The following is a 22,111-nucleotide window of genomic DNA, read 5'->3' on the forward strand; positions in this document are numbered from 1 at the left end:
ACAGAGTGTGGCGTCAAGCGCTGAATGGATGCTCGGGTCGCAAGTGGTGCCCTTCTTTGACGTGTGAGTAGTCTCGCGCCGTTGTTACTAAGCCTGAATCGTCGAATGAAAGCACTGTGCATCCTGAAACGGTCATTGGTTGGTCCTCGATGAACATGACGACCCAGTACTCGACTGAAGCAGAACTTCCATTGACGATTGGTTCGCTGAACCATGTTTCTGCCGGTTTGGTTTCCGCCGCGAAGCATTCCTCCAGATAAGCACGCAGACCGCTACGCCCACGCAATGGTCTGAACATTGAGGCCCAGTGCTCGCCGTCATCAGCTTGCAGCCCAACAATTGCATCCACGTTCTTGAATGGCCAAGCATTGGCCCATGTTGTCGCCCAGCGTTGCGCGGCTTCGATGGTTTGCATGTTGAATTCCTTTTGACGTAGATGATTGGTGACTGCCGGTTGCTCGGGCTGCGCGAGCAACCGGTTTCCATAAGACTTGCAATTGCTTGCAACACTACTATCGGCCGAGCAGATTCACGTTTTAGGTTCGTTCAGTGTTGCTCCGTACTGACTTTTCAAACCGTCCCGCAAGCGGGTCCCCGAGAGGAACGCCCGTAAGAGGAACGCTAACTGGGAAGCTGACGCCGCCAATCTGGCGCGTAGGATGACTAACTTTCGTAGGCGTTGAGTCTTTCGGCAAGCCCGAATTTCACGGTTGGCCATTCGGCTTCGACTATGGAGAACACCACGGTGTCCCTGACGGTGCCATTCTCGAAGATCGTGTGGTTGCGAAGAACGCCGTCTTGCTTGGCACCGAGTCGCTCGATTGCGTGCCGGGATTGGTGATTGTGCCAATGCGCCCGGAACTCCACAGCGATGCATCCCAGTTCCTCAAACGCTCGCTGGAGCAACAGCATCTTGGCTGCGGCGTTGATTCCCGTTCCTTGAGCTCTCGACCCGATCCAGGTTGACCCGATTTCAAGACGACGGTTGGCGGGTTCGAGGTTCAAATACGTGGTCATTCCCACCGCACGAGAAGTCCGTGGATCGATGATGGCCCAGGGAACAATCCGACCCTCGGTGTGCAAGGAAACCCGACGTTTGATTTCCTTTTCCATGGTCGCAGGAGACGGGATATGCGTGTACCACGTCCGCCAAAGCTCATCGGTTTCAACTGCTGTAACGAGGTCGTCATGGTGCGTCTCGGAAAGCGGTTCGAGTCGAACGAACGGGCTTTCAAGCACGGCTACGTCTGTAAAGTCCACCTCTTGAGTCTAGCGTCGCTCAACATCAAGACGTTTTTCGGAGTGAAGGCTGGATATGTCCCGTATGACGGTCCCCGAGAGGAACGCCCGTAAGAGGAACCCTCACCGGGACAGTTTCACTCAGATGCAGAATGACGAGCCAATCCATGTCATACGATGTCCTGATGACGACAAATATGGAACTCGCTTGGGATGGTTACGTCAATGCCCGGGATCTGGGCGGATTGCCAACCAGTCTCTCCCGCACGGGGACGACCGTACCGGGCCGGATCGCTAGGGGGCCACGTCGCGAGCGCCTCACTCCGGCAGGTTGGGAAGCCGCACGCGCTTGGGGCCTCACGTCGATTGTGGATCTACGCTGCTCCTATGAGGTGGGGAAACAAGACGGGGATCCAAGCACTTTGACCGAAATCCTTGCAGAACTGGCAATCACAAGCGCCCCGACAGAAGACCATAGTGATCGCGAGTTTCAAAAAGTCTGCTTTCCGATACTCGACTCTCCCGAGTATTGGAGCCACAACTGGCGGCTCCAACCTCACCTTGTGCGGGCTGCTCTGGAAGCCATCGCATCCGCAAATCCGGGGGTGCTGGTGCATTGCAGTGCAGGGCGGGACCGCACCGGAATGATCAGCGCATTGATTCTTGGGAATGCGGGTGTTGAGCCCCAGGCTGTCGCCAACGACTATGCCGCGTCAGTCCGCGCAATGGCGGGCATTGCCAGTCATGCCCCGACGGTTGATGACCAAGCGAAGTGGTCCCAAAAAACCGCAAATGAGTGGCTGAACGACAAGCTTCCTATCGTTCGTGATGTGGCAGTCAATGCACAGGACATTCTTGACTCACTCAATGTATCTGCTGCAACTCGGGAGTCATTACGGGCGAAACTTATTGACTGCTAGTGTCATTTTTCTCTAAGGCGAATGCACTGACAATCCAAAGCCCTCTACACTGCGCTGGGTCGTCCGCAGGGGGACCCTTCACCGGGCATTTTGTCGGGCAGGGTATACGGGAATTCAAAATATTTGAAAACTCGGAATTTCGTGCCAGTATCCGAAGCCGTCAGCACTTCTGCCCGTAGTCCTCCGCAACGCGTCGCACCGTCCGCTGTGGAATGTTCAACAGAACGGTGCTGCACTACTTGGGATTAAAATTTGGTGTTTAGGCCGTTCCTTCACTTTTGGTATTCTTCGCTAGCACGTCCGGTACAGGAGAGTCTTCTCCTGTACCGGACGGCCCATAAGCTAATTGTCCAAGGCGCAATTGACGAATGGAAGGCAGTAAAAGTGGCACCAATGCAGCGACCACTAGGATCCCGGACATGAGGCTTACCATCACGGTGTTGCTGAAGTATCTGCTGAGTAGCCCAAACAGCAGATAACCGATTGGAACGGGGAGCAGCTGCCCAAAAGTGCTAATCGAGGAGAGCCGAGACTGCAATCCTTCCGGTATCTGCTCTTGGAAGAATGCCGACCAGGAAACGATCGAAATATCCAGCGCGATGCCCGCCAATACGGTCGCCACGACAATCAGCCAAATCGGGGCGATAAAAGCCAGCACCACGAGTGGTAACGCCTGCGCCGCCAGACAGAGGGATACCGTAATTCCCACTCGCTGGGGACGAACTGCCACTGCGACCAGTGAGCCTCCGACCAGTCCGAAGGCAAATCCACCACTAATCAAACCCCAAGCGAAAGCTCCACCAAGAGACGAGTGAGAAACCACGGGGCCGAATAATTGGAAACCTACGAGCCACATGAGAACAACGATGGCTGATTGGACCACCATGATGACGTACCAACGTCTAGCGCTGAATTCTTTCCACCCAATACGGAAATCTAAGAGAGCAGAAGACTTGTTCTTGATCGGTTGCGGCAACCGAACGGAAGCGAGAAAGAATACGGATATCAGGAAGGTTAAGGCGTTAAAGGCCAGTGCCCATCCCGGACCAACCAGGGCGACCACTAGACCGCCAAGTGCCTGACCTAATACTTTTGCGACGTTCAGGGGTAGGCGGAGTACCGCGTTAGCGGCGACACGAAGTTCAGCTGGAACAAGCTGGACGATTGATCCTTGGGAAGCAGGCTGGAAGAACACCGATGCCACGCCAAGAAGGAATACGGAGGTGGCCAGCATCCAAAGTTCGGCTACGCCTGTCAGTATCAAGATGGCTATAGTCACTTGAACGGCGCCAGAGACGGCGTTCGAAGTAACCATCACTCGATCGCGGCGGACCCTGTCGCCCAACACGCCCCCCGATAAGCAGGAGAAGTACCTGCGGAGCGACGCTTAGCGCGAGGATAAAGCCCAACCACTCGACCCCGCCGCCTGATTCTAGGGCAGCAAATGCAATTGCTACCGGGGCAGCGGCAGAACCGAGGGATGAAACTACTCGTCCGGGCCAGAAGCTTCGAAACTGTCGGTGAAGTAGGACGGTAGTAGCTTCTTTGAGGCTGTTCATGTTTCGGGCGACTCCGCTTGTCGTTGCGTGTGACAGATCACTTAGTATCTCAGCTCGTGAATGACGAGAGTGCCTTTGACACTCGGTGCTGCAATAAACCAAATGCAGAGTTGAAACAGACTGTTGTTGCACGACCGCAAGAAGGGCCAAAGGAAGATTCGTCTTGACCAAGTCTCCGTACTCAGGTCCTATGGATGAACGCCCGTTAGGGGAACCTTGACTGGGACACCGGGCCTGACTGAGGGCAGTCGGACCAACTATCAAATTTGCTTGAGCAGGCGTCGTTCGATTTGGTCGGAAAATTCGTCGAGTTTCACCTGTTTCGTATCCGCAAATCCTGCCCTCTCGTAGACACCGAGGGCACGGTCGTTGTCATTGATGACCCAGAGTTCGAGAGCGGCCCGACCTAGGCTCCGGGCATGCTCTTCCGCGCCGACGAGCAAGGCGCTTGCCACGCCGCTGCCCCACGAATCTGGGCCCACTGCCAGGTAAAAGATTTCCAGATTTTCTGCCTGTGGTGCGAATAGCGTGAAACCCACGTACGTGTCGGCTTGCCTTGCAAGGAGTAGCCGGGATCCTTCCAAACTCAGGCGCCTTTGGATCCCTGGCATTTTTTCCTCGCCAGTTGCCGGCTCTGGAAGCCCGTCACGCAGTGCCGTGGCGCGAGCCCAAATCAATGCGGCACTCCTGACCGCATGTGGCTCAAGACTCACGGCCAGCTGTAATTCATCATTCAATTCCATCACCCCAACATCCTGCCACAACGCCCGCTTCCTAGTCAGGAACCTACTGCGGTACAGCCACAGTTAAGGTGCGCCTGCTGCTCAGTTAAGAATCTTGCGAATGAAGAAACAGTCGGGGAACCGGGTCGAAGCCGCTTCCCATCCGTCACTTGCAGCAGGCAGGGGGCGCAATGAGAAGATCGATACTCGCGTGACTTCCCAGGTGTCGTCATCGAGTTCGAGTGCGTGTTCGCCGTGTAGCGAACGGATTAGCTTCCAGCCTTGTCTTCCGGCCGCATTGATCTGCTCCACTTCTTCATTGCGCGAAACAGGACCCACGATCCGCATGGTCTCCATGGCTTGGATTGCCTCGGTTCGGCGGGTGTCGAAACGCTGCTGGGCAGCCTGGCGGGAAATCCCAAGCACTTTGCCGATTTTTGCCCAACTCAATCCAGAAGCTTGAGCAGTCGCAACCGCCTGCGATTGAAGCTGTGTGGATACACGGGCTATGTCGCCAAAAGCGGCTACGGATCGAAGGACGGCCTCTGGTGATTGCATGGAGTCCTCGTCCGAGGGGCTTGGCCCCAGGTCGGCCGCGAGTTTCGATAGTCGTACGGAAAGGGAGACGTCGGCTTCGTTGCTCATAGCTCTTCCTTGTCCGCTGGACGCCAAGGGTTTGCACGTGAAGCCGCGGTGGATTTCTGAACGAAAACCACTGCGAAGCCGATCAAGCTGGCTATCAGGGCAATCCACCCAGCCACGCTGATGATGAAACCCGGGAGTCCGAAGCCTACAAAAGCCGCGAACACTACCATGCAGATGCCGAGCACTAGGGCGACCAGAAAGACTTTTCTTGCAGTGCGAATTCTTGTTGATGTAGTCATGTGTCAAGGATAGATTGACGCACCGATGATGTCAATGAGTTGTTGACACTCTCGGGTCTCGCCCACTTGGCGACGAAAGGGAACCCCTGCACTCAGGTACAGGTTGCCATAAGCAGGCTGTCCCGTAAGCCGGTCCCCGAGAGGAGCGCCCGTAAGGGGAACGCTCTACGGGACGAAACCATCACCACGGCGTATCCCGAAGATAGATAGCACCTTTGCGGACACCGGCCCGGCACGTTGTTGTTGGGCAAAGCGTCATGCCTGATGTCGCGCTGGCTTCCTCGCCTGGAATGCTCCTGAGGAAACAAGACATAGACTGAGTCACTATGAGAGAGACCGATCAAGAAGTTGGTTACGTCCGGTTCGAGCATGTTGCCCCGGACGAGATTTGGGCTGAAGTCACAAGTCTCTTCGTCTTGTGTTTCGCAGCCCATCCTTACAATGAATCAGCAGATGAGCTACAAAGTATTGTTCAATGGGGCCCAGAGAAACTTGCTAGTCCTGGTGGGCGGCTTGTCGTGACGAGGCACGATGGTCAACTGGTCGGCTTTGCTTTATCTCAGAGGCTTGACCAGGACAGCTCTTGGTTGCAACGACTCAATGGGATGCCGCCAATGCTAGATTTGGACATCTTGCCTTCGAGAACCTTGGTTGTCCAGGAACTCGCTGTCAACAAAAACTTTCGAGGCCGTGGGATAGCCAAACAATGCATCCGTGAACTTCTCTCTAACCGAGCCGAACAAGATGCCGTCCTAGGTGTTTTTGGCCAAGCCACCCAAGTCCGAGAAATGTATAGGCACTGGGGTTTTTCGGAGCTCGGCACCTCTCCCATTTACGGCGGAACCGTGACCCTGCATGCCTTGCATCACAAACTTCCATGGACGGCCTAGGTTTCCAGCTTCAGACCAGTCCGTATGCGGGAACCCGCAAGCAATCATCTTCACCTCTGCAACAGTCGCATCGTCCCACAGGGGTATGTTGGGACTATCGTTCGGGACCGTCCCGCAAGACGGTCCCCGAGCGGAACGCCCGTAAGAGGAACCTCCTGCGGGCAGTCGAAGGGCTATGCCTCGAGAATAACGCTGGTTTGGGTTCCTACGTATTCGAATCCTGCGCGGAGTGCCGTGCGAATCGAAGCGGTATTGTCCGTGCGGGCGCGCCACTGCGGAATGAGACCGCAGTTCATTGCTTGTTCCATTGCGATTGCAACAGCATTAGAACCGAACCCACTTTGCCGTTTCTCGGGTGCTGTGAGGACTCCGAGGTGAGCCAGTTTTCCTTCCCAAATATCGTAACCGGCACCCGCCAGTGGTTGTGGCCCATTGTTGCAATCGCTGAGTAGGACAAAGGTACTCTCCATCTCGCTCAAGCCTACTTCCGCCGAATCGTCGGGCAGGCAGATGTTCTCCAGTGCAATAGCGTGCTCTTGCTGGCGGCTCGCTGTCGGTCGGAGACTTGGGGCCGGTGGTGCTGTGTCGCAGTAATACAGTTCCGCTTCGCCGAGAGCTTGGCCGCCATATGGAGCGCTGATTTCCATCAGTTTCGCATGACTGGCAAGTTCGGTGTCGGTCAAGTTTTGGGCAGCTTCTTTCGCCCAGGAAGGGCCTACCAGAATCCCAGTTCCGAACAAGGAAACAAACATGAGCAGGGCACTATCGTCCTTTTCGCGATACACCCGATTGCCTTCGATTTCCAGAGCTTCCGGGGGGACGCCAAGGATCTGCGCCCAAGCCAATTGAATACTTGTGATGGTGCTGGATTCTAGCTTCATCCAGAAAGACTATCCGATTCGAGAAGTAAGGATTGCTTAACTAATTTCAAGGAAAGAATATGAATAATGAATCCGGCCAAATATCAATGAACCCCAATTTAGTTTCCTAGCAGTCGACCTGAATTTGGGTGACATGCTCCTATAAGCCTCATGGCCAGCCAAGGATTTTTACATTCCCGTAAGACGGTCCCCGAGAGGAACGCCCGTAAGAGGAACCTTCTGCGGGACAACCACGACGACACCGGCATAGTTCCTGTCACGAAACGTCCCGAGCGCCGGACGGGTGCCCTGAGGTGCTTGCCTCAGTCCGTGTGGCGTACTGAGAGATGGGAAGTGAAGAACTCGACGGTCTCGGCTGCGACATGTGGTCGCACACCGGTGGCGTCCTCTCGGTCGCCAAGGAATACGTAGTGCCCGACATCCGAGCCAAGGCTCTCTCCATGAGCATGAGGAATAAGGTCCCGGTAAAGGTGAGCGTTGTCCTCTGGCGGTGTGTTGCTGTCGTCGTCGCCCCAGCGCACCAACACCGGGACAGAAATCTGCTGCAAGGACCGGGGGAGCAGGAGCCTCCCGATGGCGGGCGCCAGAAGGATACCGACCCGCACGCGCGTGTCGCTCATCGACCGCGCACCGGATTCCGCCAACGAGGTCAACTCGGCATCGGAGTACTTGCTCCGCAACGCCTTGATCAAGTCAGGGAACTCCGGAACCTCGGGCGCTGGGATTAAGCCGCGGAACATCGCACCCATGATGTCTACATCAATCCTGCCGCCGAGCAGCGCCGCGACGGTGTAGCCCCCGAACGAGAATCCAGCCGCCCCGATCCGGTCAACATCTATGTCATGCTCCGCCACAAGGTAGTCGAGTAGGAGGCTGATGTCCCGCGCTCGCTCCCACGCGAAGGAGAATCCTTCGACGAGGTATTCGTCGTTGTAGCTGTTGCCGGGATGGTCGACCGACGCCACGAGGAATCCCGCGTCGTTCAACGGCTTGGCGAGCCAGTCCAGGTCCTCTCCCGCGCCACCGGTGCCGTGCGAAAGTACGACAACCGGCGCGGGCGTTGGCCCATTTGTGGGCCAGATGCGCGCCTGCAGCAAACGATGCTGGGCCGGCGTTGACCAGCTTGGACGCGAGCGATCTCGAAGTTGTACCGTCTCTGGGCTCATTCTCACAGCCTAGTGCAACGGCTTCTGACGCTGTCCGCAAGCCGAACCTTCTGCGGGACGCCAGTGCGTCAACCCACGAAAAATAGAGTCAGTATCTAGATCGCAGCCAACGTAGAGCCGTGAAACTGGTAGATATTTTCGTGCTTATAACCGTACTCGCCGTCAGGTCGCTTAATATGCGGTTCGAAAGTGAAAAGTTCAGTTTCACCGAGTCGTCGTGTGTTCCCAGGCTCGATGTATACCCTGTCGGCACTATTCCGTTCAATTGAATGCCCGAGATTACCCAAGAAATCAATGTTCTCAAATCCAAGTTCAACGACATAGGCGTTCATCCGTGCATGTAGCTCCTCGAAAGTCATTTCTGGTCTGGCCACGCTGACGAGGATTGTGTGCAGTTGTTCTTCAGCAAGGATCCCTTCGCGCCACTCCGCGTTCTGGGTTGACTTCGAATTTTGTAGCGGTTCGCCGCCCTCAATGATGATGGTGCGAGCAAAATCTCCCCATATGCCGTCTTTCTGTGGACTGAGATCGATGGTGATAATGTCGTCCGACGCGATGGTTCGGTCTGCAGTTTCGTAGTTCTTACCCGGTACAGAAAGGGTCGTATCTTTTCCGCAGAAGACAAAGGCGCCTATTCCCCAATACCAAAATGAATCAGCACCCAGGGACAACATCGTCTCTTCGCAGAGGTCGCGAACTGCAGTTAGATGCTGCCCCGGATAAATGCTTTGCTGGGCAACGTTCATTGTTTCCCGAGCGATTGATTGAACTTTTCGATGAGACACGCTGATCCTGCTCTTTCCGCGACAATTGCACATACAGAATGGTTGTGTCGATCCTATCCGTCATGCCTGCGACGGCTTGGGAAGGCACTACATTAATCCCTCCGTAGGAGGAAGGTCTATCGAACAGTCCGGATCGCTTCGAGCCAAAGGGACTCGTTGTTCCTCACGAACTGGGTCACGGTGTTCCAGTGATCACCGTGGCCAGTCGTGAACATCGTCCCCCACGGTTCGATTCCCCTGGCATGGGAATTTTTGAGCAGTTCGTGCATAGCTGTTGTCCGTTGCCACATCGTGGAGGGCAGCGCTGCCCGGAGCTCTTCGTCGGCGTCGTAGCCGTCAATGAAGGCTGCCAGTGCTTGTGCGGCCATATGAGGGTCGGCCGATGCGTCGTTTAGCGTGAAGGACTGCGCGGCGTATGCGAGATCCCATAGGCGTGTACTAGGTGCGGCCGCGTCCCAATCGATGAACACCCATCGGTCTCCGATGAGGAGATTCCACGGGGCCAGATCGTTGTGGCAGATCAGGTCGGCCCCGGGCGCCGGAATGTGTGTGATCCAAGTTGAGCCGAAGTCCGTCTCATAGGCCGCACTGGCATCATGGATAGTGCGCACCAGGCGACCTACCCGGGAAAGCTCTGAGAGCGATAATGGCCCCGAGTCCATGGCAAGGCAACCGGGGACAAACTCTGTCACTTGTCGTCCCTGGGCGTCTTGCCCATATACCGCGGGCACATCGACGCCTGCGTTGCGCACAGCCCTCATATATGCGAGCACACTCGGAGTGGCTGCCGACCACGGTTTACGTACCGTGGAGCCGACGCGCACCACGCCATCGGTGGCGTTGCCTCCAGCCAGGTGAACCTCTTCCATCCCACAAGCCTAGCGCTCACGCCTTGCCGCTCCGCAGAGGGAAGCTCCACGGGGACGTCCCGCAAGCCGGTCGTCATACGGGACATACGTGTTCTTGACTCGGCTAATTTTTGAAACTCCGAGTTTTCAAACATTCCAGATTCCCATATACTCCGCCCGAGAAAATGCCCGGTGAAGGAGCCTTATGCGGGACATGGGAAATGAGCGAAAGGCGCCACATCGGTTCTGGGGAAGGAAACTTCTGTTGTTGCTCGATCGTGCGCTGGTGCTCGTGCGCTATTCGTGGGAAATGTTGATTCTTGGACACTCTCTTTTACGGAGACTAGCCCTCTGTTCATTTGGCCTGAAGCCCCGGTCCTGATGAAAACGTTCGCCAGGCTGTTGCCTGTTTCCACTGTTTGGAAGATGCATTGCCGACGGCCGACCAGCCGGTATATGCCAACAGCCGAGGCTATGAACGAAATAGATTAAAGAGGGTTCCGCTTGTTCGGCAATTCACTTCCAGAGTAGCCAGCCACTTCCGTTCGCAGGGCTTGGAAAGTGAAACGAAGCAGCGAACTGGCCGGCTTGCAGAACCCGAATTCCAAGGGTGGCCGTCGGTACGGAGCCGGAGACCGTCAGCCGCACGGTCTAGAACAAAATTGATGCAAGGCATGCTGAGCGAGGGCTTAGCTGTTCAAGGTGCAGCAGTTGGAGAGCGCGAGTTTCTCGATCAAGGGAGCTTGGTAGCCGCGTACTCGGAACGGTTGAAACCGCGTGTTGCCCGAGGTGCTGAATCAGTTGATGACCAAGCGTTTCACGGTGCTCCTGATCGCCTCGATGACATCATTGATAGTAATTCGATGCAGGTGCTCGGCTCTCAATAAAAGGTCGATTTGTCTCCCTGAATTCAATCCCTTGATTGGTCGTAAAGTCACCGTTTCATCCAAAGTCTTTCGTGCTGTGAAACGTGGGAGGATTCCCAGACAACCACTGGCTTCAACTAAGGCGCCGGCGGTGGCGTAATCGTTGACCCGGTGCTCGATCCGCGGGGCTTTACCGGCAAGCGCGGCGATGGTTTCCAGAACGTCAGCCGGTGAGAATCCTGAGCGGGAAACGACCCAGGGTTCGTCGATCACCTGCTCGGGGGAGAGCTCTCCGAATTTGGCCAGTGGATGATCTCGGTGGATCGCCACGTCCAGCGGTTCGAAAGCCAGAGGTATAACACTGATTCGGTCTTCGGGCCATGGGTCCGTGTGCGGCATCCGGTGCGCCAGCACCAAATCGTACGTCGAGGTCAGCGCCGGAAAATCCTGCTGCGAGACATCTTCGTCGGAAAAGTGCAGCGGGGGCAATTGGCCTTCCGGGTAGGTTAGCAACGGGGCGAAAATGGTCTGCCCAATGGAATGGAATCCCGCGATGCGAATGGGTGTGTCCCGCTCTTGCTCCTGGGTGCGGATCCTCGCCGACGCCTCGGCCAGGGTCGAAGCGACTGACGTCGCGGCGGAGGCCAGCAGTTTTCCCTCGGTTGTCAGGACCAGCCTGCGTCCGTCCTTCTGTGTCAGTGGCACAGGGAAATTGCGCTGCAGTTGGGCCAAATGCTGCGAGACCGCCGAGGGCGAGACAAAAAGGGCCTTCGCCACGGCGTTGACGCTGCCCAAATCCGCGAGTTCACGCAGAATCCTCAACTGATGTAATTCCATGAAGTAAATTCTAAATCGTTGGATCAGTAAATCAGTGATCTTCTAAGGTGTTGTACCGTGCTGTCGGGTGCGACACTTGAAGCGACCCCATGTCTGTGTTGCGCGCACCCAGGTGCCCAATCCAAAGGAACCCGCATGAAAGCACTGTACAAGTCCGGCCCGCACGCGGGGCTGGAACTCGTTGATCGCCCAGAACCAGAGACCGGCGCCCACGAGGTCAAGATCCGCGTCATGACCGCGGGTATCTGCGGTACCGATCTGCACATCGAAGCCTACGACGATGCAGCCAAGGCCATGATCAACACCCCGCTGGTTCCGGGCCACGAGTTCTACGGCGAAGTCGTGGAAATCGGCGATTTCGTGCACGGGGTCAAGGTTGGCGACCGTGTTTCCGGTGAAGGCCACGTAGTGTGCGGCCTGTGCCGCAACTGCCGCGCCGGACGCAAGCAGATGTGCATCAATGTCGACTCGGTCGGTGTGCAGCGCGACGGCGCCTTCGCAGAATTCGTCGTCATTCCCGAAAGCAATGTCTACATCCACCGCGATGAGCGCATCACCCCGCTGCTTGGCGCGATCTTCGATCCGTTCGGCAATGCCGTGCACACCGCACTGCAGTTCCCCATGGTTGGCGAAGACGTGCTGATTACCGGTGCTGGTCCTATCGGCCTGATGGCCGCGGCAGTTGCCCGCCATGTAGGTGCACGCAACATCGCCATCACCGATGTTTCCGAGCAGCGCTTGGAACTGGCAAAGACCATGGGCATCGACCTGGCCGTGAATGTAGCGAACACGCGCATCAAGGAAGCCCAGCAGAAGCTGGGCATGGTTGAAGGCTTCGACTACGGCATGGAAATGTCCGGCCACAAGACTGCCCTGCCGGAAATGATCGAGAACATGAACCATGGCGGCAAGATCTGCATGCTGGGCCTGCCAAGCACCTCGATCGATATCAACTGGGGCAAGGTTGTCACCCACATGCTCACCCTGAAGGGCATCTACGGCCGCGAAATGTTCGAGACCTGGTACGCCATGAGCGCCATGCTGACCTCTTCAGAGGTCATGCGCGAACGCATTTCCTCGGTGGTCACCGACTTCCTTCCAGCTACCGAGTGGCAGCAAGGCTTTGAAGCGGCCCGCAGCGGCCACGGCGGCAAGGTCGTGCTCGACTGGACTGTTTTCTCAGGCTAAGAATTTCCCGCATCAACAAGGAGCATTTGCAATGTACACGGATCTAAAAGGCCAGCTTGCCGCCGAACTCGAAGAGTTGAAGACCTCTGGCCTGTTCAAGGCAGAACGCCACATCGATTCCGCCCAGTCGGCCTCCATCATGGCCGGCTCGCTGGGCGATGACGCCCGTCAGGTGCTGAACTTCTGCGCCAACAACTACCTTGGCCTGGCTGACAACCAGCAGATCATCGATGCGGCCAAGAACGCCATGGATGAGCGCGGCTTCGGCATGGCCTCGGTCCGCTTCATCTGCGGCACCCAGGACCTGCACCTGGAATTGGAAGCCAAGCTCTCCGAGTTCCTGGGCACCGAGGACACCATCTTGTTCTCCAGCTGCTTCGATGCCAACGGCGGCGTTTTCGAATCGCTGTTCGGCAAGGAAGATGCCATCATTTCCGATGCGTTGAACCACGCTTCGATCATCGACGGCATCCGCTTGTCCAAGGCAGCGCGCTTCCGCTACGCCAACCAGGACATGGCGGATCTGGAAACCCAGCTGCAGGCCGCCGCGCAGCTAAATGACGGGGCTGGTGCACGCCGCACCATCATCGTCACCGATGGCGTGTTCTCCATGGACGGCTACCTGGCCCCACTGGAAGCCATCTGCGATTTGGCCGACAAGTACAACGCACTGGTCATGGTCGATGACTCCCACGCAGTGGGCTTCATGGGCGCAACCGGCGCCGGCACCCCGGAGCACGCAGGGGTTTCGGACCGGGTGGACATCTACACCGGCACCTTCGGCAAGGCCTTGGGCGGCGCTTCGGGCGGCTACGTATCCGGCCGCGGGGAAATTGTTGCGATGCTGCGCCAGAAGGCCCGCCCGTACCTGTTCTCCAACTCGCTGGCGCCATCGATCGTGGCTGCTACGTTGAAGGCGCTGGATCTGGTTGTTGATTCCGGGGACCTGCGCGAGAAGCTCTTCGAGAACGCAGCGCACTTCCGCCGCCGCATGAGCGAAGAAGGCTTTGAATTGCTCGAAGGCGAGCATGCCATCATTCCAGTGATGTTCGGCGATGCGGTCAAGGCCGCAGAAGTTGCAGGCAAGATGCTGGAGCGGGGCGTCTTCGTGACCGCCTTCAGCTTCCCTGTGGTGCCAAAGGGTGCCGCGCGTATCCGAGTCCAGCTTTCTGCTGCGCATTCGGCTGAGGATATCGAAGCCTGCGTGCAGGCATTCGTAGCCAGCCGGTAGCCGGCATTTGCACAGCTGTTGACAGTGCGCCCGTTCACTGACGTGTTTCAATAGAAGCTACGTAACTGCATGTTGAAGCGGAGGACAAATGGCTACAAGGGATGATGTTGCACGCCTTGCCGGCGTATCTCCCAGTACCGTTTCCTACGTGATCAGTGGACGGCGCACCATCTCAGATGCGACCAAGACCAGGGTTTTGGCCGCCATGCGGGACTTGAATTACACCCCGAACGCTTTTGCTCAGGGGCTGGCGGGTGCACGTCGCGGCATCCTTGCATTGCATTTTCCAACCAGTGTTGACGGCTACTCATCCACTGAGTTCGAGTATGTCACTGCGGCCATGGAGCGGGCTCGTGCCCTGGGCTATCACATGCTGCTCTGGTCCAACCCGATGACCGACGTCATGGGCATGGAAAGCCTTGTTGCCCAGAAATTAGTGGCCGGAGTGCTGCTCATGGAGGTTTCAGTTTCTGATCCGCGCTTTGATGTTCTGCGTCGCGCCAAAATTCCTTTCGCTTCCATTGGCCGGCCCGATGACAGCGATGACGTGATTTATGTTGACAATGATTTCGCTGAAGCAGGACGCCTAGCAATAGAGCATCTGGCCGGATTGGGTCACCGATCCATCATGTACATCAATGTTTCCCAACAAGATCAGGCCGCTGGCAATGGCCCGGCAATCCGTACCGCACGAGCCATCACCGAATCAGCGCAGGCACAGAATATGTCAATTGTTGAGATGCCCGTGGAGAATAACGCCCGCGGTGGCCGGCAAGCCTTGGACGGCTACCTGAAATTCAACCCGCGCCCGAGTGCGGTGGTAGGACTCAAAGAGTTCGCCACTGCTGGTTTCCTGAATGCTGCAGGAATGGCTGGCTTGTCGATTCCAGCGGACGTCTCGGTTGTCGCTTTGGGAATCGGTGACCGTTCGGCAGAAATGGTTTCGCCTGCGCTGACCACGGTGGCACCTTCCGGTGAAGTTATTGCCCACACCGCGGTTGACGCGCTGGTGGAACAGATCGAAGGCCGATCCAGCGACGTCATTCAACAGCTCTTCACTCCCGTCATGGTGATCAGGGAAAGTTCTGGAATAGCTCCCGTTTAGCCCCCTCTTGAGGATTTTCTCCGGGTCTCGTGCGCTCGGCAGTTGACGCGCGTCGATGATCTGCGTCACTATGGAGGGGATCACTCGTGCCAAGCTGGAACTTCCCGCAGGGTACAACTCAAAAGTGGAAGGCATCATGAAGAAAACAAAACGTGGGTTGAAGCTCGTTCCCGCTCTTTCCGTGGCCTCAATCGGTTTGCTGCTGGCCGGTTGCTCCGGGGGAGCAGATCCCAATGATCCCAATGCCCAAGGCGGGGAGACCCAGGTTGCCGAATCCGACGGCGTGGTGGATGTCTACGGACCAGTCACTGGCACCGAAGCTGAGCTGCTCGAGAAGTCCTGGGCCGACTGGTCTGAAGAGAACGGCATCAAGATCCGCTACACCGGCGACAAGAACTTCGAATCCCAGTTGGGCATCAAGGTCCAGGGCGGAGATACGCCTGACCTAGCAGTCTTCCCTCAGCCAGGTTTGCTGGAAGCTACCGTAGCTTCGGGCAAGGTGCAGAAACTTCCTGAAGGCGCCCAAGCTGAAGTGGGGAAGAACTGGTCTGAGGACTGGCAGAACTACGGCAAGGTGGACGGCGTCCAGTATGGTGCTCCGCTGATGGCCAGCGTCAAGGGCTACATCTGGTATTCGCCCAAGCAGTTCGAGGAATGGGGCGTCAGCGTTCCCAAGACTTGGGACGAAATGACCGCGCTGGGAACCGAAATTACCAAGAAGACCGATGAGCCTGCCTGGTGTGCAGGATTTGCCTCGGGCGAAGCATCGGGTTGGCCAGGCACTGACTGGATTGAGGACGCTGTCCTGCGCCAGTCGGGCACCGAAGCCTATGACAAATGGGTGTCCGGAGAACTGGAATTCACCTCGCCAGAAATCACCAGCGCATTTGATTCAGTTGGCGAGATCTTGCTGGATCCAAAGCAGGTCAACGCAGGCTATGGAGATGTAAAGTCCATTAATGCCACCGCGTTTGGTGACATCGGCACCGCAGTTGCCAAGGGCACTTGCCCGCTGACCCACCAGGCTTCATTCCTCGAAGGCTTCATCCTTGATGCCAAGAACGCAGACGGTGAAACACCTACGGTAGCTCCTGACGGAGATGTCTGGGCATTCATCGCACCACAATTCAACGAGGGTGATCCAACTTCGGTTGTCGGCGGTGGCGAATTCGTCGCGGCCTTCTCGAACGACGAAGACACTGCGAAGGTGCAGGAATACCTGGCCAGTGCAGACTGGGCCAATAGCCGAGTTAAGCTCGGTGGCGTGATCTCGGCAAACTCCGGCCTTGATCCAGAAAATGCCAGCAGTGATCTGCTGCGCTCTGCGGTGGAACTGCTGCAGGATCCAAGCACCACTTTCCGTTTCGACGGATCTGACCTGATGCCAAAGAGCGTCGGTGCCGATTCCTTCTGGAAGGGAATTGTGGACTGGATCGATGGGAAGCCCACCAAGGAAGTTCTAGAGAACATCCAAGCCGGTTACGACTCTTAGTCACCAGTGAATAAGTGGGGGAGGCCGGTTCAACCGGCCTTCTCCAGCTTTAAAGGAGATATGACTCTTGTCTGATTTTTTCCAGTGGCTTGCCGGCTTGTCACCGCTTCTTCAAATACCGGTAACTTTGCTTTCCTTTGCCGTGGTGATCGGCCTGGTACTTGCGTTCGTTGAGGTTTCTACGAACCGTGGACGTGGCTTCGCAATTCTTCGTTTGCTCGCCTCCGTGCTCGTTCCTGTAGTAATACTCTTATTGCTCGGGCTATATGCCTCGGTCATGTGGGTCGCCGCAGTGGCTGCCGTTCTCGGTCTTGCCGTGTATTTCTATGACCGCCGCTCACGGTCGGGGGCCGGCACTTTTCTTCAGCTAACAGGATTCCTGGCCCCGGCCATGATCTTGCTGGCAATAGGGCTGATTTACCCAACCATCCGAACAGCAATTAGTGCTTTCATGACCAACGACGGCTCCGGATTTGCCGGGCTGGCGAACTTCGCCTGGGTCTTTACCAGCCCCGATGGCTTGACCGCCCTGCTCAATACGCTGGTCTGGGTCTTGGTAGCCCCGGTGGTTTCAACGATTATCGGCTTGGCCTACGCCGCCTTCATCGACAAGAGCCGTGGTGAGAAGTTCTTCAAGCTGCTCGTTTTCATGCCGATGGCAATTTCATTTGTTGGCGCGTCGATCATCTTCAAATTCTTCTATGATGCGCGGCAAGGCGAACAAATTGGCGTATTGAACGCAATCATCACCGCCTTCGGGGCGAAACCGGTGGACTGGCTAGGACTGGAACCATGGAACACCCTGTTCCTGGTCATCATCCTGATCTGGACCCAAGCTGGCTTCGCCATGGTGATTCTGTCCGCGGCAATTAAAGCGGTCCCTGCCGAACAGCTTGAAGCAGCTGCCTTGGACGGTACCACCCCGTGGCAGAGCTTCATGAATGTCACGCTGCCGGGAATCCGCTCATCGGTCATCGTTGTGCTGACCACCATTTCCATTGCTTCGCTGAAGGTCTATGACATCGTGTCCTCCATGACCGGTGGACGCTCCGAGACCACGGTTCTGGCCTACGAAATGGTCCGGCAGTTCCAGCTGGGCAGCCGCACCGGTTACAGCTCCGCATTGGCAGTAGTCCTGTTTGTCCTGGTGCTTCCGATCATCATCTACAACGTTCGCCAGCAAAAGAAACAAGGAGGCACTCGATGAGTACGGTCAGTGATTCCTCGCGCCGCTTGCTTAAAGCCACCGAAAAAACCGGCGGGAAACTGCGCAAGGCCAGTTCGTCTCGAATTGCCACGGCCGCTGCGTTCCTTATCGCCGCGATCTGGACCATCCCGACATTTGGGCTTTTTGTCTCCTCATTCCGTGAAGCCAACGACATCAAAACCACTGGTTGGTGGACGGCCCTGTCCAACCCGTCATTTACGCTGGAGAACTACGCGCAAGCGTTCGTCTCGGGCGACAGCTTGCCGCTGTCCAAGGCGTTCTTGAACTCCTTGGTCATTACGATCCCGGCTGCCATCATCCCGATCATCATTGCCAGCTTGGCGGCCTACGCTTTTGCCTGGATCAATTTCAAAGGGCGCAACACTCTATTCATCTTGGTCTTTGCATTGCAGATTGTCCCGATCCAGATGGCGCTGGTTCCACTGCTGCAGATGTTTTCCGATGGCGTGAAAATCGGTGAGTTGTATATCCTTCCCGGGCTAGGCGTTAATGGGCTCGACGGCGCCTATGCCAAGGTTTGGATTGCCCATACGATTTTCGCCTTGCCTCTGGCGATCTTCATGCTGCATAACTTCATTTCGGAAATCCCGGAAGAAGTCATTGAAGCTGCACGAGTAGACGGTGCCGGGCACGGAACTATATTCACTCGTATCGTCCTTCCGCTGGCGACTCCTGCCATCGCGTCGTTTGGAATTTTCCAATTCCTCTGGGTATGGAATGATTTGCTGGTGGCCACGGTCTTCACCTCCGGTGGGGAACTTCCGATTACCAAGGCGCTTCAAGACCTCTCAGGTTCTTATGGCCAATCGTGGGAGCTGCTCACAGCCGGAGCGTTCATCTCGATGATCATTCCGCTGGTTGTCTTCTTCGCACTGCAACGATTCTTCGTGCGAGGTTTGCTGGCAGGAGCCAGCAAGGGCTAAGTCGAGCTCGTTCCAGAACCAGAGGGTGTCCGTCTGAAATCTCAGACGGACACCCTCTGGTTCTCTGTTCCCAAGCCATGGATCCTAGGTAGGCTCATGCCTAAAGGACCAGCAACACCACGAAGGCGGAATTCTCATGGCAACCCTGTTGCTTACCAACATTGGACAGCTGACTACGGTTGACCAAAACGCCCGGGTGCTGGAACACGCCGCGGTGCTGATCCAAGACAGCCTGATCGCATGGGTCGGTGACATGGGCCAGGCACCGCAAGCCGATGAATCGATTGATCTCGGCGGGCGTGCGGTTTTGCCCGGCTGGGTTGACTCCCACAGCCACCTGATTTTCGGGGGCGACCGGGCCGAAGAATTCGTGGCACGCATGGCCGGGCAGTCGTATGCCGCCGGCGGCATCGCGGTCACCACTTCAGCTACCAGCCAGCTTTCCGATAACGAGCTGAGCGAAGCTGTGGCTGCACGCCGGGCGGAAGCTCTGGCAATGGGCACCACATGGATGGAAACCAAGACCGGTTATGGCCTGGCAGTGGATGAAGAGACCCGGCATTCGGTGCTGGGCAAACCGCTGGTTGATTCCTTGACCTTCCTCGGTGCGCACTTGGTACCTGCAGGATGGGATGCCGATGAGTACACGGAGTTGGTAACTGGCCCGATGCTGGATGCCGTGGCAGATAACGTTGACTTCGTCGATGTCTTCTGCGAACGCGGAGCTTTCACTGAAGAACAATCGCGCCGGGTCCTGGAAGCGGCAAGGGCAAAGGGACTGGCGACCAAGGTCCACGGAAACCAGCTGGGTCCTGGCCCAGGAGTGCAGCTGGCAGTGGAGTTCGGCAGCCACTCTGTAGACCACGTGAATTATCTGGAGGAAGAGGACATCCAGGCGCTCGCCGGAAGTTGGGCCGGCTGGGACTCAGCCACACGGACAGGAACTCCGGGCACGGTAGCAACCTGCTTGCCCGCCTGCGACCTGTCTACGCGACAGCCGCTTGCCCCGGGCCGCGAACTGCTTGATGCAGGTGTGCGAATTGCTTTGGCCAGCAACTGCAATCCGGGTACCAGCTACACGAGCAATATGAACTTCTGCGTGGCTACCGCAGTGCTCCAAATGAACCTGTCGCTGGCTGAGGCAATCGAAGCGGCAACCTACGGCGGCGCCTTGGCCCTCGGAGTTGCCGGCCAAACCGGTTCCATCGAGGTAGGCAAACGTGCTGATCTGCATGTGCTTGACGCTCCGGTTGCTGCGCATCTGGCATACCGTCCCGGAATGAACCTGACCCACAGCGTATATCGGGCCGGCAAAGCAATCTAGCGGTTTGCCGCAGGCCACCGAGAACCGTGCTGCACCGGACACTATGCTCGGGGATTCCCGCCGGCGAGTGAGGAAGCCGATGAAATGGTAGCCGCCATTTCGACTCTCACTGTCCATGAGACTAGGACGGCAATACGAATATTCCGTCTGGGATCGGGAACCCGGAACGCTGCTTGATGTGCGCGTAGACGCTGACCGACCACGGGGAATCTGACTGGTAGGGAGATAAATGCCAGTCGGAGAATCGTTGCATCAGTTGCAGCGAAGTACCTTGGCGAAGCTCGTCCTGGTCTGCTGACCCGCCTTTGGTATGGCTGGTGGTGCCGATAATGAGCACGCCCGAAGAACTGAGCACCTGATCGGCCAAACTGAAAATTCCCCGTAGCTGTTCGCGTGGGATGAATGCCGGAACATTGCCGGCCAGCAAAATGGCGTCGTACTGTTCGGGCAGGCCATGGCTGCGCAAAGAGGCGCTCTCCAGCTGATTCGCTGACAGCTGCCTGAACCAGGTCCCGTCGAATAGCTCTGCAGCTACTTCCAGGACTTGGGGTGTGGGGTCTATGCCGTAGGCATGGTGTCCCATGCGGCGCAGCGCATTGACCGTATTGCCCACGCCGCAGCCGATGTCCAGAACCTGTGATTCACGGTGGCATAGCATGTCAGTGAATCGGGCGACTACTTCCAAATCAGTACCGTCCAGAGTCAGCGCTCGCATCTTGGCCGCATATGCATCGTAGTTCGTGCCCATCTCCACAGTCTTGCATGAGCACAAGGCGTGAGCGACTTGTTTGCGCTTGTTGGCTGAAAATATGGCTCCGGATTAGGCATCCATGATAAACAAGACCTATGGCTAATACTGCTTTTAAGGGAACTCCCGTACAGACCATTGGTGAACTGCCAGCCGTAGGCTCGCAGGCTCCAGCATTCACCCTCACCGACACCGGCCTTGCAGATGTCACCAGCGAGTCGCTGGCTGGCCGCCGCGTAGTCCTGAACATCTTCCCATCAGTTGATACCGGTGTCTGCGCTGCCAGCGTTCGCCGTTTCAACGAACTGGCTGCCGGCCTGGAGAACACCACAGTAGTGTGCGTTTCCGCTGACCTGCCATTCGCATTGGGCCGCTTCTGCGGTGCCGAAGACATCGAGAACGTCACCGCTGCTTCGGTCTTCCGCTCGGACTTCGGTTCGGACTACGGCGTGACCCAGATCGACGGTCCACTGGCTGGCCTGCTGGCGCGCTCGGTCATCGTCTTGGATGAGACCGGAAAGGTGACCTACACCCAGGTAGTCCCTGAGATCACCACCGAGCCAGACTACGATGCAACCATCGCAGCCTTGAGCTAAAGCTTTATTGCATCGGCGACGATGCACCGAAATGCCCACGCGAGCCGCGAACTCGGGTGGGCATTTTGCGTTTTCAACGCGTTGGAACAAAATAATGTTTCGCTAAAGCCTGATATACGAAGACAACGGGAAGGACCATCATCAAGTGCTAATTCGCAGTTGAGGCAATTGATACCGTAAGTTCGTATCCTTGCAACTCGCTGGTGACGAAAGTCAGCGAACTTGAGTAGCCGTTAAGAGAAATCTGTTCGCGGACATTTACGCCTTCAAATGTGCAAGGCACGCTGATTTCTCCGTTCTCCTTTTTATCATCGCTTTGCCATGCGATGGTGGACAACGTATCTTTGCCCGAGCATTCGAGCGCAACCGCGTAATCGCCGCCGCGGAGCGGAATCGCAAGGGAGATATTCTGGTCCTTCTGGTCAACTACCGTGGTGAGGGCAGCTAGCTCGTGGCCTTGCAACGGCATCATCGATTCGGTAGCTGGCGTAGCCGGGCTGCTGGAATCGCTGGCAGAACAACCGGTGAACGCCATTGAAGTTCCTACGATGATTGTGAGCGCGAATGCATTTTTCAGTGTCATAATTTCTCCTCGCCTAGGAAGCTACGACTCGAAACTGGATTCCGGTTGGGGAGAACACGGTTCCTGAGCCGCTCGAGGTTTTAATTTCCGCGGTGT

22 protein-coding genes are annotated in these 22,111 nt (G+C 56.7%); 10 read left to right on the plus strand and 12 right to left on the minus strand.

The features are described from left to right. Nucleotides 1-13: 13 nt before the first annotated feature. Both AARI_RS05055 and AARI_RS05060 read right to left on the minus strand, forming a co-directional pair. A complete protein-coding gene (locus tag AARI_RS05055) occupies nucleotides 14-415 on the minus strand; it encodes a nuclear transport factor 2 family protein (protein WP_013348254.1) in 402 nt (133 codons plus the stop codon). Nucleotides 416-663: 248 nt separating this feature from the next. After that, nucleotides 664-1,260 (minus strand): GNAT family N-acetyltransferase, encoded by a 597-nt coding sequence (locus AARI_RS05060; RefSeq protein ID WP_013348255.1) that lies wholly within the window; start codon nucleotides 1,258-1,260, stop codon nucleotides 664-666. A gap of 146 nt (nucleotides 1,261-1,406) precedes the next feature. Here AARI_RS05060 and AARI_RS05065 point away from each other — a divergent pair, with 146 nt between their 5' ends. Further along, a complete protein-coding gene (locus tag AARI_RS05065; RefSeq protein ID WP_013348256.1) occupies nucleotides 1,407-2,159 on the plus strand; it encodes a tyrosine-protein phosphatase in 753 nt (250 codons plus the stop codon). A 259-nt stretch (nucleotides 2,160-2,418) separates the two neighbouring features. Here the strand turns inward: AARI_RS05065 and AARI_RS05070 are convergent, their stop codons facing one another. The 3 genes from AARI_RS05070 to AARI_RS05080 all read right to left on the minus strand — a co-directional run bounded on the left by AARI_RS05070 (nucleotide 2,419) and on the right by AARI_RS05080 (nucleotide 5,085). Then, the gene (locus AARI_RS05070) at nucleotides 2,419-3,474 is read right to left on the minus strand and encodes an MFS transporter (protein WP_013348257.1); all 1,056 of its coding nucleotides are present in this window, start codon (nucleotides 3,472-3,474) and stop codon (nucleotides 2,419-2,421) included. 504 nt (nucleotides 3,475-3,978) lie between these two features. Continuing rightward, nucleotides 3,979-4,482 (minus strand): GNAT family N-acetyltransferase, encoded by a 504-nt coding sequence (locus AARI_RS18490; RefSeq protein ID WP_013348258.1) that lies wholly within the window; start codon nucleotides 4,480-4,482, stop codon nucleotides 3,979-3,981. A gap of 60 nt (nucleotides 4,483-4,542) precedes the next feature. Beyond that, nucleotides 4,543-5,085, minus strand: coding sequence for a hypothetical protein (locus AARI_RS05080; RefSeq protein WP_013348259.1), 543 nt, complete (start codon nucleotides 5,083-5,085; stop codon nucleotides 4,543-4,545). Between the two features lie 565 nt (nucleotides 5,086-5,650). Here AARI_RS05080 and AARI_RS05085 point away from each other — a divergent pair. Then, nucleotides 5,651-6,214: a GNAT family N-acetyltransferase gene (locus AARI_RS05085; RefSeq protein WP_013348261.1), complete on the plus strand. Its 564-nt coding sequence runs from the start codon at nucleotides 5,651-5,653 to the stop codon at nucleotides 6,212-6,214. A 173-nt stretch (nucleotides 6,215-6,387) separates the two neighbouring features. Here the strand turns inward: AARI_RS05085 and AARI_RS05090 are convergent, their stop codons facing one another. From AARI_RS05090 to AARI_RS05115, 5 genes are all read right to left on the minus strand, one after another. Continuing rightward, nucleotides 6,388-7,095, minus strand: coding sequence for a GNAT family N-acetyltransferase (locus AARI_RS05090; protein WP_013348262.1), 708 nt, complete (start codon nucleotides 7,093-7,095; stop codon nucleotides 6,388-6,390). 302 nt (nucleotides 7,096-7,397) lie between these two features. Further along, entirely contained in the window at nucleotides 7,398-8,261 is an 864-nt protein-coding gene (locus tag AARI_RS05095; RefSeq protein WP_013348263.1) for an alpha/beta hydrolase family protein, read from the minus strand. Between the two features lie 95 nt (nucleotides 8,262-8,356). Then, entirely contained in the window at nucleotides 8,357-9,046 is a 690-nt protein-coding gene (locus AARI_RS19165; protein WP_231849445.1) for a M24 family metallopeptidase, read from the minus strand. 116 nt (nucleotides 9,047-9,162) lie between these two features. Then, nucleotides 9,163-9,915 (minus strand): phosphotransferase, encoded by a 753-nt coding sequence (locus AARI_RS05110; protein WP_013348264.1) that lies wholly within the window; start codon nucleotides 9,913-9,915, stop codon nucleotides 9,163-9,165. 776 nt (nucleotides 9,916-10,691) lie between these two features. Continuing rightward, nucleotides 10,692-11,597 carry a LysR family transcriptional regulator gene (locus AARI_RS05115; RefSeq protein WP_013348265.1) on the minus strand — a complete coding sequence of 302 codons (906 nt, stop codon included), beginning with the start codon at nucleotides 11,595-11,597 and terminating at the stop codon, nucleotides 10,692-10,694. 135 nt (nucleotides 11,598-11,732) lie between these two features. Between AARI_RS05115 and tdh the strand changes: the two genes are divergently transcribed. The 7 genes from tdh to hutI all read left to right on the plus strand — a co-directional run bounded on the left by tdh (nucleotide 11,733) and on the right by hutI (nucleotide 20,088). Beyond that, nucleotides 11,733-12,785 carry an L-threonine 3-dehydrogenase gene (gene tdh, locus AARI_RS05120; RefSeq protein ID WP_013348266.1) on the plus strand — a complete coding sequence of 351 codons (1,053 nt, stop codon included), beginning with the start codon at nucleotides 11,733-11,735 and terminating at the stop codon, nucleotides 12,783-12,785. A 31-nt stretch (nucleotides 12,786-12,816) separates the two neighbouring features. Next, nucleotides 12,817-14,016, plus strand: coding sequence for a glycine C-acetyltransferase (locus AARI_RS05125; protein ID WP_013348267.1), 1,200 nt, complete (start codon nucleotides 12,817-12,819; stop codon nucleotides 14,014-14,016). Nucleotides 14,017-14,104: 88 nt separating this feature from the next. Beyond that, on the plus strand, nucleotides 14,105-15,121 hold the full coding sequence (locus AARI_RS05130; RefSeq protein WP_013348268.1) for a LacI family DNA-binding transcriptional regulator: 1,017 nt from the start codon (nucleotides 14,105-14,107) through the stop codon (nucleotides 15,119-15,121). A 136-nt stretch (nucleotides 15,122-15,257) separates the two neighbouring features. Then, nucleotides 15,258-16,613, plus strand: coding sequence for an ABC transporter substrate-binding protein (locus tag AARI_RS05135; RefSeq protein WP_041649406.1), 1,356 nt, complete (start codon nucleotides 15,258-15,260; stop codon nucleotides 16,611-16,613). Between the two features lie 67 nt (nucleotides 16,614-16,680). Further along, nucleotides 16,681-17,820, plus strand: coding sequence for a carbohydrate ABC transporter permease (locus tag AARI_RS05140; RefSeq protein WP_013348270.1), 1,140 nt, complete (start codon nucleotides 16,681-16,683; stop codon nucleotides 17,818-17,820). Then, the gene (locus tag AARI_RS05145; protein WP_013348271.1) at nucleotides 17,817-18,764 is read left to right on the plus strand and encodes a carbohydrate ABC transporter permease; all 948 of its coding nucleotides are present in this window, start codon (nucleotides 17,817-17,819) and stop codon (nucleotides 18,762-18,764) included. Before AARI_RS05140 ends, AARI_RS05145 begins: the two co-directional genes overlap by 4 nt. Nucleotides 18,765-18,900: 136 nt before the next feature. Further along, the gene (gene hutI / locus AARI_RS05150) at nucleotides 18,901-20,088 is read left to right on the plus strand and encodes an imidazolonepropionase (protein WP_013348272.1); all 1,188 of its coding nucleotides are present in this window, start codon (nucleotides 18,901-18,903) and stop codon (nucleotides 20,086-20,088) included. 121 nt (nucleotides 20,089-20,209) lie between these two features. Here hutI and AARI_RS05155 read toward each other — a convergent pair whose 3' ends face one another. Beyond that, entirely contained in the window at nucleotides 20,210-20,836 is a 627-nt protein-coding gene (locus AARI_RS05155; protein WP_013348273.1) for a class I SAM-dependent methyltransferase, read from the minus strand. Between the two features lie 98 nt (nucleotides 20,837-20,934). On the opposite strand from AARI_RS05155, the gene tpx reads away from it, so the two are divergent. Continuing rightward, nucleotides 20,935-21,432, plus strand: coding sequence for a thiol peroxidase (gene tpx, locus AARI_RS05160; protein ID WP_013348274.1), 498 nt, complete (start codon nucleotides 20,935-20,937; stop codon nucleotides 21,430-21,432). Nucleotides 21,433-21,580: 148 nt separating this feature from the next. Here the strand turns inward: tpx and AARI_RS05165 are convergent, their stop codons facing one another. Continuing rightward, nucleotides 21,581-22,015, minus strand: coding sequence for a hypothetical protein (locus AARI_RS05165; RefSeq protein ID WP_013348275.1), 435 nt, complete (start codon nucleotides 22,013-22,015; stop codon nucleotides 21,581-21,583). Between the last annotated feature and the right edge of the window lie 96 nt (nucleotides 22,016-22,111).

Origin of the sequence: Glutamicibacter arilaitensis Re117, from assembly GCF_000197735.1 — a bacterium.
Classification (GTDB): domain Bacteria; phylum Actinomycetota; class Actinomycetes; order Actinomycetales; family Micrococcaceae; genus Glutamicibacter; species Glutamicibacter arilaitensis.

Coding starts and splice junctions, on each gene's coding strand:
- AARI_RS05135 (WP_041649406.1), top strand. CDS start 15,258: ATGAAGAAAACAAAACGTGGGTTGAAGCTCGTTCCCGCTCTTTCCGTG.
- AARI_RS05165 (WP_013348275.1), bottom strand. CDS start 22,015: ATGACACTGAAAAATGCATTCGCGCTCACAATCATCGTAGGAACTTCA.
- hutI (WP_013348272.1), top strand. CDS start 18,901: ATGGCAACCCTGTTGCTTACCAACATTGGACAGCTGACTACGGTTGAC.
- tpx (WP_013348274.1), top strand. CDS start 20,935: ATGGCTAATACTGCTTTTAAGGGAACTCCCGTACAGACCATTGGTGAA.
- AARI_RS05110 (WP_013348264.1), bottom strand. CDS start 9,915: ATGGAAGAGGTTCACCTGGCTGGAGGCAACGCCACCGATGGCGTGGTG.
- AARI_RS05065 (WP_013348256.1), top strand. CDS start 1,407: ATGTCATACGATGTCCTGATGACGACAAATATGGAACTCGCTTGGGAT.
- AARI_RS05080 (WP_013348259.1), bottom strand. CDS start 5,085: ATGAGCAACGAAGCCGACGTCTCCCTTTCCGTACGACTATCGAAACTC.
- AARI_RS05090 (WP_013348262.1), bottom strand. CDS start 7,095: ATGAAGCTAGAATCCAGCACCATCACAAGTATTCAATTGGCTTGGGCG.
- AARI_RS05095 (WP_013348263.1), bottom strand. CDS start 8,261: ATGAGCCCAGAGACGGTACAACTTCGAGATCGCTCGCGTCCAAGCTGG.
- AARI_RS05070 (WP_013348257.1), bottom strand. CDS start 3,474: ATGGTTACTTCGAACGCCGTCTCTGGCGCCGTTCAAGTGACTATAGCC.
- AARI_RS05085 (WP_013348261.1), top strand. CDS start 5,651: ATGAGAGAGACCGATCAAGAAGTTGGTTACGTCCGGTTCGAGCATGTT.
- AARI_RS05055 (WP_013348254.1), bottom strand. CDS start 415: ATGCAAACCATCGAAGCCGCGCAACGCTGGGCGACAACATGGGCCAAT.
- AARI_RS05115 (WP_013348265.1), bottom strand. CDS start 11,597: ATGGAATTACATCAGTTGAGGATTCTGCGTGAACTCGCGGATTTGGGC.
- AARI_RS05145 (WP_013348271.1), top strand. CDS start 17,817: ATGAGTACGGTCAGTGATTCCTCGCGCCGCTTGCTTAAAGCCACCGAA.
- tdh (WP_013348266.1), top strand. CDS start 11,733: ATGAAAGCACTGTACAAGTCCGGCCCGCACGCGGGGCTGGAACTCGTT.
- AARI_RS05130 (WP_013348268.1), top strand. CDS start 14,105: ATGGCTACAAGGGATGATGTTGCACGCCTTGCCGGCGTATCTCCCAGT.
- AARI_RS05155 (WP_013348273.1), bottom strand. CDS start 20,836: ATGGGCACGAACTACGATGCATATGCGGCCAAGATGCGAGCGCTGACT.
- AARI_RS05125 (WP_013348267.1), top strand. CDS start 12,817: ATGTACACGGATCTAAAAGGCCAGCTTGCCGCCGAACTCGAAGAGTTG.